General features: G+C 69.2%; 11 protein-coding genes and 1 pseudogene. 5 read left to right on the top strand and 7 right to left on the bottom strand.

From position 1 onward, the window contains the following. Positions 1 to 44 precede the first annotated feature (44 nt). Complete coding sequence (locus OHS70_RS00225; protein WP_328392335.1) at positions 45 to 215, bottom strand: DUF6087 family protein; 171 nt, start codon at positions 213 to 215, stop codon at positions 45 to 47. 251 nt (positions 216 to 466) lie between these two features. On the opposite strand from OHS70_RS00225, the gene OHS70_RS00220 reads away from it, so the two are divergent. The 5 genes from OHS70_RS00220 to tgmC all read left to right on the top strand — a co-directional run bounded on the left by OHS70_RS00220 (position 467) and on the right by tgmC (position 5,185). Beyond that, the gene (locus OHS70_RS00220) at positions 467 to 1,243 is read left to right on the top strand and encodes a helix-turn-helix domain-containing protein (RefSeq protein WP_328392333.1); all 777 of its coding nucleotides are present in this window, start codon (positions 467 to 469) and stop codon (positions 1,241 to 1,243) included. Between the two features lie 45 nt (positions 1,244 to 1,288). Then, positions 1,289 to 2,446 carry a M20 family metallopeptidase gene (locus OHS70_RS00215; RefSeq protein WP_443062716.1) on the top strand — a complete coding sequence of 386 codons (1,158 nt, stop codon included), beginning with the start codon at positions 1,289 to 1,291 and terminating at the stop codon, positions 2,444 to 2,446. A 287-nt stretch (positions 2,447 to 2,733) separates the two neighbouring features. Continuing rightward, positions 2,734 to 3,000, top strand: coding sequence for a putative ATP-grasp-modified RiPP (locus OHS70_RS00210; protein ID WP_328392329.1), 267 nt, complete (start codon positions 2,734 to 2,736; stop codon positions 2,998 to 3,000). 3 nt (positions 3,001 to 3,003) lie between these two features. Continuing rightward, positions 3,004 to 4,002 carry an ATP-grasp ribosomal peptide maturase gene (tgmB, locus tag OHS70_RS00205; protein WP_328392327.1) on the top strand — a complete coding sequence of 333 codons (999 nt, stop codon included), beginning with the start codon at positions 3,004 to 3,006 and terminating at the stop codon, positions 4,000 to 4,002. After that, positions 3,980 to 5,185, top strand: coding sequence for an ATP-grasp peptide maturase system methyltransferase (gene tgmC / locus OHS70_RS00200; RefSeq protein ID WP_328392325.1), 1,206 nt, complete (start codon positions 3,980 to 3,982; stop codon positions 5,183 to 5,185). Before tgmB ends, tgmC begins: the two co-directional genes overlap by 23 nt. 90 nt (positions 5,186 to 5,275) lie before the next feature. On the opposite strand, the gene OHS70_RS00195 is transcribed toward tgmC, so the two are convergent. The 6 genes and pseudogenes from OHS70_RS00195 to OHS70_RS00170 form a co-directional block, all read right to left on the bottom strand. Further along, positions 5,276 to 5,935 (bottom strand): HAD family hydrolase, encoded by a 660-nt coding sequence (locus OHS70_RS00195; RefSeq protein WP_328392323.1) that lies wholly within the window; start codon positions 5,933 to 5,935, stop codon positions 5,276 to 5,278. Between the two features lie 544 nt (positions 5,936 to 6,479). Beyond that, complete coding sequence (locus tag OHS70_RS00190; RefSeq protein WP_328405331.1) at positions 6,480 to 8,078, bottom strand: serine/threonine-protein kinase; 1,599 nt, start codon at positions 8,076 to 8,078, stop codon at positions 6,480 to 6,482. A gap of 189 nt (positions 8,079 to 8,267) precedes the next feature. Beyond that, a complete protein-coding gene (locus OHS70_RS00185; protein ID WP_328392321.1) occupies positions 8,268 to 9,386 on the bottom strand; it encodes a helix-turn-helix domain-containing protein in 1,119 nt (372 codons plus the stop codon). 19 nt (positions 9,387 to 9,405) lie between these two features. After that, positions 9,406 to 10,162 (bottom strand): annotated as a pseudogene (locus tag OHS70_RS00180) (transposase family protein). A gap of 126 nt (positions 10,163 to 10,288) precedes the next feature. Next, positions 10,289 to 11,818 (bottom strand): restriction endonuclease, encoded by a 1,530-nt coding sequence (locus OHS70_RS00175; RefSeq protein ID WP_328392319.1) that lies wholly within the window; start codon positions 11,816 to 11,818, stop codon positions 10,289 to 10,291. Beyond that, positions 11,808 to 12,491, bottom strand: a complete 684-nt coding sequence (locus tag OHS70_RS00170; RefSeq protein ID WP_328392318.1) for a hypothetical protein — start codon at positions 12,489 to 12,491, stop codon at positions 11,808 to 11,810. The genes OHS70_RS00175 and OHS70_RS00170 overlap by 11 nt, the downstream gene beginning before the upstream one ends. Positions 12,492 to 12,515: the final 24 nt, after the last annotated feature.

Below are 12,515 nucleotides of genomic sequence, written 5' to 3'. Positions count from 1 at the left end.
GGCAGCAGAGCTCGCGTGGACAAGCTGTCGCGCGACCGTCCGCTTCACGCGCTGGTGATGGGCTCGTTGACCCACGTCTGCGCTGCTGTGAGGTCGGGTGCTGTTCCGGCGGGGGTGTAGGCGAAGCCGTCCCATTCCTCCAGGACTCGCGGCTCGGTCGGGCGGAGGTGGCCACCGCCGCCGTGGAGCGGGCGGTGACGTCGGTAAATGTCCATCGGTGGACGGCGACGTCTTTCGTAAGGCGCGAGCGGGTCGCCTTCGTCAAGGCGCGGGACCGCGCGGGACGGCTGATTCGGCGGTCCGGGACGGCGGTGCTTACCCATGCGGTCGATGGTCTCAGAACACGATCGGGGTGGCACAGCAGAGGGCGGGACTGTAGGGGGGCACGTCGTGGGCGGTCTGCTGAGCGAACTGCCGCCGTGCAGGGAAGACTTGGGTGCCCATGCCGGTGGATGGTGGAAGGGGGGTGTCCGTGGTCGCGGGCAGTGGTGGGGATTCGACGCTCAAGCGGGCCAGGCTGGCGCGGAACATGACGCTGGAGGAGGCAGCCGATGCCTTGAACGTGATCACCGGGGGTGCGACGGACGCGAGCCTGATGAGCGCGTGGGAGTCCGCGCGACGACGTACGGGCAAGCGGAACCGGGCTGGGCTGTGCCAGCTGTACCGGGAGCGGCCGGAGGTGTTGTTCGCGCACCAGGACGGGGCGGCCACCAGTGTGCTGGAGACCTCTGGCACTGCGGTGGTGGTCAAGGTGCTCACCCGCTGGACGGACCTTGTCGAGGCGATGAACGACGTGGTGGCGCAGGCGCGTGAGCAGCTGGTTGTCACCGGCAGCCGGAGCCGGGAGAAGGCGTATCTAGCGGCGATTGAAACGGCCGTGGCCCAGCGGCCGGACCTGGTCCACTACCGGGTGCTGTACGGCCCGCCGCGGCACCAGGCGCTCGTCGACCACCTGGAGCGGCTGCTGGAGCTGCGCGACCCGTCCGCCCGCTGCAACGGCGTCAAGACTCTCCACATCGGGCTCGTGGAGCGCGATGTGGCGCTGGAACGCTTCTTCGTCGCCTCCGAGAGGGCCGCGGTGGTGCCGCTGCCGTCGTTCCACGGGGCGGACGGGTTCGACTGCGGGGTGTTACTCAGCCGTGAGGCAGCGGTGGGCCTGGTCCACCATGGCCGCGAGGCGTGCGCCTCGGCGCGACCGGTGGAGACGATCACGGCCGTCCGCATGCTGACGGTACGAAACTAGGAGAGAAGCGTGAGCGAGAACCTTCACCTGGCCGTCGAGGCCCGTATGGCGTCTGTAGCGAAGCTCGCGAGTGAGTTGATCCGTCGGCCGAGCCGGGCCGGGATCGACGACTACAGGCCCGTCCTTAGCGTCCTGGAGGACTGGCTTGCCGCCCGCTCCCTGCCCCACAGGCGTCTGCACGGCAGCTCCGGTGAGCTGGTGGGCCTACTGGTGGAGATCCCCGGAGGCCGGCCGGGGACATGGTGGGCGCTGGATGCCTGCGTGGACACCGCCCCCTATGGAGACGAGAGCGCTTGGTCCTTCTCCCCGACCTCCGGCGACATCCGCGGGAACTGGTTGCTGGGCCGCGGGGCGGCCGACTCCAAGCTCGCCGCGGCGATGTTCTGCCACATCGCCGCCGACCTGATGCCCCGGGCCGAGGCCCTGCACGGCGGGCTCGCCGTGCTGCTGGACGTCGACGAGCACACGGGAGGCTTCGGTGGCGCCCGCGCCTACCTCGCCGACCCGCAGGCGGCGCGCCCGACCGGAGTGATGATCGGATACCCGGGACTGGACGAAGTCGTCGTCGGCGGACGGGGCCTGTGGCGGTCCACCATCGCCGTGCACGCCCCCTCCGGACACTCCGGGGCGAGCCGAACCGTGGTCGGCGCCATCTCCCGCGCCGCCCATCTTGTACGCCTCCTCGATGCGGCCGAACTGCCCGGCGCCGACGCGGCCTCAGGGTTCCCGCTGCCGCCCAAGCTGTCGGTGACCGCCCTCCACGGAGGCCAAGGGTTCTCGACCACCCCCGACCGGTGCGACCTGAACATCGACGTCCGTACCACCCCAGCCTTCGACGCCTATGACGCCGAGACCCTTATCCGCAAGGCCGTCTCTGAGCTGGATGCGGAACTCCCCGCCCCGAAGCCGACCGAGATCACCCCGGTTGCCAGCTGGCCGCCTTTCCGTCTGGCCGACGACGATCAGCCTGGTGCCGCACTCCTTACCGCCGCCGCCGAGGCGGGACTGGCGGTGCGCGCGAAGACGGCGGGGCCCTCGAACATCGGCAACCTGCTGGCTGCGGAAGGTATTCCGGCCACGGCCGGCTTCGGCCTGCCCTACGAAGGGCTGCACGGCATCGACGAGCGCGCCCACCTTGCCGAGCTGCCCAAGGTCTACTCCGTCTACCAGCGGGCCGTCCTCCGTCTCCTGCGAGCGGGCTGACGCGTCCCAAGGACGTTCCAACTTCCTCCCAGGTGCACTCCCAGCAAGTCCCCAACTCCGTCTCTAGGAACAGATCTTCGATCGCGGTGACATGGAGGCAGCACCACCGCCGTATCCACCGGCGACACGGGAGCCCGGTCATGGCCGAGCACGCAGAGCGTGGCGTCATGTGCCACGGCGCGCGACCACTACGGTCCTGGTCGGGGCAGAGCTGTTGTCGGTCGCCGATTCCGCTCAGGCGGCAGCCGACCGGGCAGACCGCCTGACTGCACGGGAAGGGACAACGCATGACGACGCTCGCACCCAAGGCTCCGTGGGCGATGCAGCTGGTCACCGACCGGCTGCCGGTCGGCCCGCCGTCCTACGCGAGGCTGACGCTCGATGAGGCCACGCAGACCGCCCGCTATTGCGACGCCGCCGACCAGGTGGTGGACATGGGCAGCCACGGCACGAACAGGACGACCGGCACCGCGTCCGTGTCCGGGGGTGGAGACGGGCAGAGCCCGCAGCCGCAGACCCAGGACGACAACACCACGGACTACGAGTCGGACTGACTGATGGCCTCCACCGTCCTGGTCGTCACCGCGCTGGAAGACGTCACTGCGGACTGGGTCATCACGGCGCTGAATGAGCGCGAAGTGCCCGTCGTACGCGTCGACCCCGCCGACATCGGCCCCGACCTCACCTTCGCGGCCCGTATCGGATCGGCCCACCCGGCCTGGGGCGGGATGCTGCGTACGGCGAGCCGGGAGGTGGAGCTGGGGGAGGTGGCGGCGGTCTACTACCGCCGCCCCACCCCCTACGCCGCCCGGTACAAGCACCTGCCCCCGCAGACACGGCAGTTCGCCGCCGCGGAGGCGAGACACGGACTCGGCGGCACACTGAACACCCTGCACGGTGCGACGTACGTCAACCACCCCGCGGCCGTGACCCGTGCCGACTTCAAGCCCGCCCAGCTCCAACGCTTCGCCGAGCTCGACCTGACGATCCCGCCGACCCTGGTCACCAACGACCTCGAGCAGGCGCGGAGGTTCGCCGCCGAGCACGAGCACGTCATCTACAAGCCCTTCCGCGGACTGCCGACGGGCGAGGACGGATACGCGCGGGCGATCTGGGCCCAGCGCGTGAACGCCGACACGTTCGACGACTCCCTTGCGGTGACCGCGCATCTGTTCCAGGCCGAGATCCCCAAGACCGGCGACGTTCGGGTGACCGTGGTGGGCCGCCGCGTGTTCGCCCAGCAGATCGCCGCCCCGGATGGCGCGCTGGACTGGCGCCGCGGCGACTGGGACGACCTGATCCATGCCCCCATCACCGTGCCTGCCCCGATCGAGGCCGCGCTGCACAGCTACCTGGCCTCGTTCGGCCTGGTCTTCGGCTGCTTCGACTTCGCCCTGACCGGTGGCGGGGACACGCCGGAGCACTGGACCGCGATCGAGTGCAATCCGAACGGACAGTGGGGCTGGCTGCCAGACGCGCCGGCCATCACCGCGGCGTTCGCCGACATCCTGAGCAGGAAGGAGGAGTCAGGCCATGGCGATGCCCGCCGACCCTGACACCGATGCCGCACGGCTGCGCGAGACGATGGCGAAGGCCCTCGCCGAGGACGGCGTCCTCGGCGATCCGGCCTGGCGGGCGGCGGTGGAGGCGGTGCCACGGCACCGGTTCGTGCCCGGCTTCTACCTGCCCGCCGACGAGCGCGACGGTCAGGGCCTGACGGTGTGGGAGCCGGTCACCGCCGAACTCGACTACGGCCGATGGCTCGCCGCCGCGTACTCCGACATCACGCTCATCACGCAGTTCGACAGTGACGAACCCGACTGGAAGCAGCCCGCCGCACGACACGGCGGGGTCCCCACCTCGTCGTCCACGCTCCCGTCGCTCGTGCTGCAGATGTGGGCCGACGCCGACCTCCACGAAGGACACACAGTGCTGGAGATCGGCACAGGGACGGGCTACTCGACCGCGCTCGCGTGCCAACGGCTCGGCTCCACCGACATCACCTCGATCGAGGTGGACCCGCACCGGCTGGAGACCGCGGCGAGCGCGCTGTACGGCTGCGGCTACACCCCGACCCTGGCAGTCGCGGACGGGCTGTACGGCTACTGGCCCCAGGCCCGGTACGACCGGATCGTGGCCGCCTGCTCCTTCCGCGCCGTCCCACCCGCGCTGCTGGCTCAGGCGCGGCCGGGCGGGAAAATCCTGCTCACCCTGTCGGGCTGGCTTTACGGATACGCCCGTGTGTTGCTCACCGTGGCCGAGAACGGCACCGCAGAGGGCCCGCTGCTGCCCGGCACCATCTCCTTCATGTCCGCGCGGACACACGCGGCGCCAGCACTCGGCAACCCCGCCCACTGGGCCGCAGGCCTGCCGGACAAGTCCCGGATCGCTCGACACAGCCCCGACCGGATCAACGCTGCCACGGATGAGGCATTCCACCTGCGCTTCCTCGCCCAGAGCGCCGTACCGCACGCGCAACTGACGATGGTCGGCAACATCGTGCACCTGGTCGACGTGGTCACCGGCTCCGCTGCCGCCCTCACCCCCAACACCGGCACCTGGGAGGTGCGCGAGGGCGGCCCGGTGCCGCTGTGGGAGCGGATCGAGCGCCTCCTGGACGCCTACGACGCAGCCGGCAGACCGGGGCCGGAGGCCTTCAAGCTGCACGTCTATGACAACGGGCAGCACCTGACGCACCCGCTGATGCCCGCCCTGCCATTGCCCCGGCCATCAGCCTGAAAGGCTCCCAGGACAGGGCCGGCAAGCTGTGCGGGATGAATGGATCCGTCCGGGACCTCGATGATCGTCTCTACGACTGGGGCACGACGGTCAGCGCCCTTCAGCGTTGAACTTGGCGATCTTCTCCGGCAGCTCCGCCAGCGAGTTGATACGCATCGTCGTGATCGCGTCCGCGTCCGGGTCGCGCTGCTGGATCGTGCCCCACGGTCCACGTCGGATCAGGGCCGTCAACAGCCCTGCCTGCACGGCCGGGCGGATGTCGTTGTCGAGCCGGTCCCCGACGTACAGAATCTCGCCCGGCTCGGCAGGCGTCGCCTCGATGACATGCTCGAAGAACTTCACGTCCGGCTTCGACGCTCCCCAGTCGTCACTGGTGGCGATCATGTCGGTTGGAAGGTCCAGCCCCCGCAGCAGACCGCCGGCTCGCACGGTCTGGTTTCCGGCGATGCCAACCCACAGCCCCGCCTCACGCAGGGCAGTCAGGGTGGGCCGGACGTCCGGGTACAGGTCGCCCTCGCCGAACCACTCCGGCTGTCCGGCAGCCGCGCGTTTCTCCCGCTCCTCGGTCAGGTCGAACCCGGGCCGGAACTCCTGGAACGTCTCCCGGTAGTCGCGGCCTTGCGCGATGACCGCTCCGAACATGGCCGCGAAGGTGTGCCGTGACACTCCCAGCCAGTCAGCCCACGTCCCGTACTCCCGGGTTTCGTCGACAAGGCACTCGCCCACGTCGAATACCACCGCACGAATCATGCTCGGCAGGTTAGACGGTCCAGTACGACGGCAGGCGGTCCTTTCGGACTGCGACCGGCCGATCCCGTCCAGGCTCCTGGCCGTGCGGTATAGAAGACGGATGAGCCTTGCTTGGTGCGCTGGGCCTGGTTCCGGGCTGCCAGCCCTTCGAGTGTGGTGCGCACGACGGTCGTCTTGACGTTGCGTTCGGGGTGGGTCTGGCCGAGGGCTGTGGCGATCTCCGCCGCCGAGTGCGGTTCGCTCTGCTCGGAGAGGTGGCGGCGGACGAGGCCGACCAGTGTCAGCTGTGCCGTCTTTGCCGCTGCGGCCCTGCCCGCGAGCTTCTTGGCGGCCGGTTTTGCGGCTGTGGCGCGGTGGGGCTCGGTGGCGGTCTTCTTCGGCCGTGCCGTTTGCCTGTGTCGGCCTTGTCGGCCGTTTTTCTTGCGGGGATCGGGTACCGCGAGGCTGTCAGACGGGCTGCAGGCTCAGGCCCTGATCCAGCAGCGGCACGTGATGGTTCGCCCGCGAAGCGGTGAAGTGAGGCCCCACTCCCCGCACGACATGGTCATACGCGGCAGCTGTCGGGGTGGGTGACTTCGCGGAAGTCGGCGATGATGGGGCTGGCCATGGACTCGCGGTAGACGACGGCGGCGCGGCCGTAGGGCCAGGTGATGTCGTCGTGGAAGTTCTGCTGTGCCTCGGCGCAGCTGCCGAACATCAGCGAGCGCACGTTGTCGGTCCAGTCCAGGTCGTCGTGGTAGTCCTGGCCTTCGGGGAAGATACCGGGCCCGAAGGTGACGAACATGGTCTGCGCCTGCGGATGGAAGGTGACGACCACGTTGTCGCCCATGTACTCCTTTCCTTGAAGGACTTGAGTCGCTTCGCTGCGCAGGCGCTCTGCTGCGGCCTTTTCCGCCGGTGTCGCCGGGACGCGTGCGTCGGCCCATTCGTCGATGCTGGGCTGAGCGTTGTCGGTGCGTGTGTAGGCCGGCGACGGAGCGGTCTGGCGCGCATTCTCGACCTGAGATGTCCCGGTTGAGGGGACCGGCGATGCGCTGCTGTGGTGTCGGCTGCGGGTCGGTTCTGCCACGGTCGCGGTTCCGCCCGGGGTGGTCTTCGGCTGGTTGGTTGGCGCGGCGGCTACTCGTTCCTGCTCAGACCCGGAGGTCCCTGCTGCGGCGATGGCTCCGCCGACGCCGCCCACGACAAGAGCTGCCGCGGCAACTGCCGCGTACAGCCTGAGACGGCTCCGGCGCGGAGTGGGCCAGACAGGGGCGTCTTCATGCGTCACGTCCCAGTGGATGCTCACCAGGTCGGAAACCAGGGTCGGCTGCTCCCCATCAGGAGAGATGACGGCTGTGCTTTGTGCGGCGAGCAGCGTGGTGGTGGTGCGGCCGAGCTCGGCGGCGGTCGGCCGGTCGCCCGGCTCCTTGGACAGAGCCTGCTCGACCAGAGGCAGGAGGTCCTTCGGCACACCGTTGAGATCGGGCTCGGCGGACATGATGCGGAAGGCCACAGCGTCGGGGGCGCCGGTCCCGAAGGGGAGGCGCCCGGTCGCGGCATACGAGATGAGTGCGCCCCAGGCGAACACGTCTCCTTCCGGGCCGACTTCACCTGTTCGGTAGTGCTCGGGACTGATCCAGCCGGGCGTGCCGGTCATTACCCCCGTGCGTGTCACCGAGGTGCCGTCCAGAGCGTGAGCGATACCGAAGTCCAGCACCTGCGGGCCGGACGGGGCGAGGATGACGTTCTGCGGCTTGACATCCCGGTGGACGACGCCTGCCTCGTGTACGGCGGCGAGCGCAGCCGCGGTTCCAGCTGCCAGCGCGTACAGGCGGGCCCCCTGCAGAGCGCCGCTCGTGGCCAGGTACCGGTCGAGGGTGGGCCCGGGTACGAAAGGTGTGGCGAGCCACGGGGCGGGGCCGTCGGTGTCGGCCTCGAGCACCGGAACCAGGCAGGGTCCCGTCACACGTCTGGAGAGCTGTACCTCCCGACGGAAACGGGCACGGAACTCCTCGTCCGCGGCTTGCGCAGGATGTACAACCTTGACCGCCATGTGCTGTCCGGCGCCATCCAGCGCGGCATATACGGTGCCCATGCCACCCGTGCCGAGCCGGCCGGCGACACGGTAGGGGCCTATTCGGCGTGGATCACCAGTCTGCACCGGCTGGACAGGGCTGGACACAATGGCTCCTCTAATGTGATCAGCGGCAGGTACCGGCCGGATGACGATGCATGCTACCGATCCCTCCCATGCCCGTTGCCATGCCGATCGCGTGGCTGGCCGAGGCCGCCCCGCTTCTGTTCCCCCGGTGGTTCGGGGGCCTTCCTCAGCGGTGGTCGGCCGTCGAAGTCAGCCGAAGCTCGCTGCCGGCAGGAAGCTGGTGGTCGGGGGAGTGCGGTTCTCGGAGCTGACGTGCGTGGCTTTGATCTGTTCCCACAAGGGGCGGACGTCGTCCGGGCTGCCGCGCAGGATGGTGGTGAGGCTCGCGATGACGGGCCAGTCCACGGCTTGGAGCGTGGTCTTGTCATCCAGGAGGGCTTCGACGCCACGGGGGGTGAGCACTCGGGCGCCGGCACAGAGGGTAGGAACGTCAGGCTTGGCGGCGGCCAGCCACATGCCGCGCAGTGTGGCTTTGAGGGCATGTGCTGCTTCGGGATATGCCGCGGGGCTGGAGGGAGGGGCTGGACGGACGCCGCGGGCCTTGTCCCACAACGGGAGGAGATCAGCGGGATCGGCGCCACACAGGGTGGCGAGGCGCTCGACGGTCGTCCATTTCGGGTGGCGTTTGCCGAGCAGGATCCGCGACAGGAGGGAAGGGGATATCCCGATGTCGCGGGCGAGGGAGCGCACGGAACGTTCAGAGGTGCGCTGGAGATGGGACAGCGCACGGGTCAATTGGTAGCCGGGATGGCCCGGGAGGGACGCGTCGCTGCCCTTGTCCGTCGCAGGCCCCACCGTTGTTGATGCCGGGCCTGGCGTGCGCGGCTCAGGCGCCGCGGGGCTGGTGGGGCGGCCGGATCCGCGCAGTGCGCGATTCCTCAGCACGGCGGCGACTTTGTCCTTGGAGTACCGGCTACGGGCGTTGGGCGCCACTGTGCCCAGAGCATCTCCGATCTCGTCCCAGCTTGCACCGTACTCGTGAGCCTGACGCACGGCGACGGCAAGCAGGTCGTTGAGATCCCATTGCAGGCTCAGGCACTGCTTGATCAAGTCCAGAGGCTTGGCCGGCAGGGGGTGACTGCTGAGGTGGCCAGCCGACTGCGCTTTCGAGAGCAGCGACTTGCCGACACGCGTGACGTCCTCGTCATGCTCGCGGGGCGCCCCCCGGGGGCGGCTGGTGCGCGCTCGGTACGACGCGGCACGGCAGGCAGGAGAACAGTAAGTGGGCGGGCGCCCGAACTGGCTCGGACGCGGGAAATCCTTCGCGCACTGCGCGCAGCAACGAAGGGCAGGACGGTTCGTCGTCATCAGTGAGCCCTTTCCAACCTCAGGTTGAGGCGTGGTGAAGGACGACGACGGCCTTCACGATGTCGGTGATCCGGTTGGTGCTGCAGCGGAGCTTGCGTAGCAGGCGCCAGCCCTTCAGGACAGCCATGGCCTGCTCGCCGAGGCACCGGATTTTGGCGTGGGTGCTGTTGTGCCGTCGCTTCCAGCGCTTGAGCCGGCGGCCCCCGGAAAGGTACGCGGACATGGCGGCCGGCCCCTTGGTACGCCTTGTCCGCCCAGCACTTCAGCCCTGCCGTTGCGAGCGCGTCGATGATGCCGTGTTCGCGCGCGGCGGTCAGGTCGTGGGTGGAGCCGGGCAGGGCCGCGGAAGCCCACAGCAGTCGGCCGAACGGATCCGTTATGACCTGGACGTTCATGCCGTGGCGCTTGTGTTTTCCGGAGTAGTACGGGGTGTCGGCGGCGATCCGGTCGATGGGCAGGAGGGTGCCGTCCAGGATCACGTACGCCTTCGTCCGGACGCTCGTCATTGCCTCGGCCAGGGTCTGCGCCTGGGCGGCCAGCACTTCGACGGCCTCTCGTATGTAGCGGTAGACGGTCGCGATGCCGATCTCGAACCCTGCGGCGAGTTGGGCGTACGTGTCGCCGCATCGCAGGTGGGCCAGGGCGAGCAGGGCCTGACGGCCGACGGGCAGACGCCGCCATCGCGTGCCGATCTCCCGCCGGTGAGCGGCCAGTTGCCTCGTCAGGTGCCGCAGCGTGCGGCTGGACAGATCGATCGACGACGGGTAGACAAGCACGCGAAGCTCCTGGCGGACACGGGTGATCTTGGTCGAGAACCCGTCTACCAGGAGCTTCGTCGTTCCGTACAACCCATGCCCACCAACACCCCGATGCCACAGCCAGGTTGGAAAGGGCTCGGTGGTTCAGCGGAGGTCTTGGGTTTGCCAGCCGGGTGGGAGTTTCGGCAGGCCGATCAGTGCGTCGATGCCGAGGTGTTCGAGGAGGAGGGCTTTGAGGCCGCGTCCGTCGATGAGTTCCATGCGGCCGGTGCGCTGGGCGAAGTCGTGGCTGGCTTTGCCGAACCAGGCGGTGGTGACGACGATTCCTTTGGCTGCTGCTTTGTCGTGCATGACGCCGGCCAGCGCGCGTACGGAGTCCGCTGGAACGGTGTTCTTGGTGCGTTTGGCCTGGATGATGCACAGTCCGCCGACGATCGGGTCCTCGTTGACGGCAACCGCGTCGACGCCGTCGTCCCGGGACGCCTGGGTCACCCAGGCTTTGAGACCGATCGCCTCGAACAGGCGCCGGATGAGGTGCTCGAACTCGATCGGGTCGAGTGCCACCAGATCGGGCCGGTGGTCCAGGCCGGCCACGACATCGAGTTCGTCAGGTGCCCATTTGTACTTGCTCAGGTCGAACGTGACCACGGGGCGGACCGGTTCGAGATCGTAGGGGTGCTGGGAGACGACCGCGTTCAGGCGCCGCAGGCATTCGACCGGGTCGAGCTCCGGCTCGTCGAGGACGAGCTCCTCGATAGCTTCCCGGCTCGCGCGGACACTCACCAAGCAGGGCCTGATCGACTTGCCGGTGGCCCGGTCCTTGGCGTTGACATGGCCGTTGAACGCCACGACATCAACCAGGGCCGGGGGAGTGACCGCCAGCGCCTCGTCGATCGCGCGCAGCGCCAGACGCGCCACGAGCGTGCGGTACATCTGCTTCACTTCGGCTTCCTTTCGCGGCTGCGGCACCACCGTCGGCGGTGACGCCTTGTACCGGTACGCCACGGCAGTGGGCACCACCGATTGACCCGGCAGGTCGACCTCCAGCAGCAACTCACGGGTCTCCGGCGCGTACGCCGAACGCCGGACGCCGCCCAAGCCGTCCGGGTAGGGGACAGCGGCCAAGGCAGCATCGACCGCCGCGGTCAGACCGTCCGATCCCCTGTTGAGCACGGCCTTCTCGACCCCGGGCCGACGAGACTGCAGGGCGGTGGTGCGAGATGCTAGGACCGACTGGAGCCGCAGTACCTGCTCCTCCACCTCGGCAGTGCGCCGGCTCGCTTCCTGGCGTAATTCCTCGCTCGCCTGCTGCTTGACCAGACGGGCAGCCTCAACACTCTGGCGAGCCGCCGCCTTCTTCTTCTGCTCGGCCTCCCGCGCCCGCGCAGCCTCACGCTTCTCCAACTCCCGCACCACCTGCTCGGCCTTGCGCGCCTGCTCAGCCCGCTGCCGCTCCGCCTCCTTCTGCGCCCGTTCCCAATCCCTCGCCTGCTCACGCTGGCGTTCACGCTCCTGCTGCGCGGCCTGCCGCTCACGCTGCTGCCGCTTCTGAGCGGCCGCCCGCTCCGCCTGGGCCTGCTCTCGCTCCTGGCGGCGGGCTTCAGCTGCCTTGGCTTTCTGAGCATCGCGGTACGCCTGCACCAGCTGTGCGGCGAGTGACTTCTTACGCGCCACAGCCAACCCCCTCCGTCGCGGTGTCCCGGCACAGAACTGCCCAGCATGGCTCCCCACCAACCGACCAGGCGGGACACCGCCGAAGCCCCACCTCACCGCCGGCAACGACCCCACCGACCTCCGCCCCGACACCCACCTCGGCACCGTCAAGATCGGCAGCTGGCTGAACCGGCAGCTCACCCGCTGGACCGACCTCCACCCCGGTCGGCAACAACTCCTCGCAGCCATCGGCCTCATCCTCGGCACCAACCCCCTCACACCCGCCCGCCGCACCTTCGAACAGACCGTCCAGCTCCTCGAGCTCTTCCTCCACCGCGAACGCCGCGCCCCCGCCGCCCGCGAGACGATCGCCGTCGACGGCGAAACGGTCAAGATCGGCCCCTGGTTCGCCAAGACCCGTACCAAACACCGCGCCGGCCGGCTCAGCACCGAGCATGCAAGCCTGGTGGCAGCCCTCTTCGACGGCGACTGGACCGACGAGAACGCCGTGCCCGCGTTTGCCTGACGCGACGTCAATCTGGTGAGCAGCCGAAAGCGGGGTCAGGCTGTGCGGGTCATCATCAGGATCCGCTGGGCGTGCGATTGCCGACGCCCTTCTGACCGGTGGGGTCGCCGTGCCGCCGCCCTGGACGTCACCGGCATTGGGCTGGTCGCCGAAGGCCTCGAAGTCCACGTCCCCTCGGTCAGGGGCCGCCCT

The sequence above is a fragment of the Streptomyces sp. NBC_00390 genome (genome assembly GCF_036057275.1).
In the GTDB taxonomy this organism is placed as follows: Bacteria; Actinomycetota; Actinomycetes; order Streptomycetales; family Streptomycetaceae; genus Streptomyces.
Note: the sequence above shows the minus strand (reverse complement) of the source record. Positions and strands in the feature narration are given on the sequence as shown.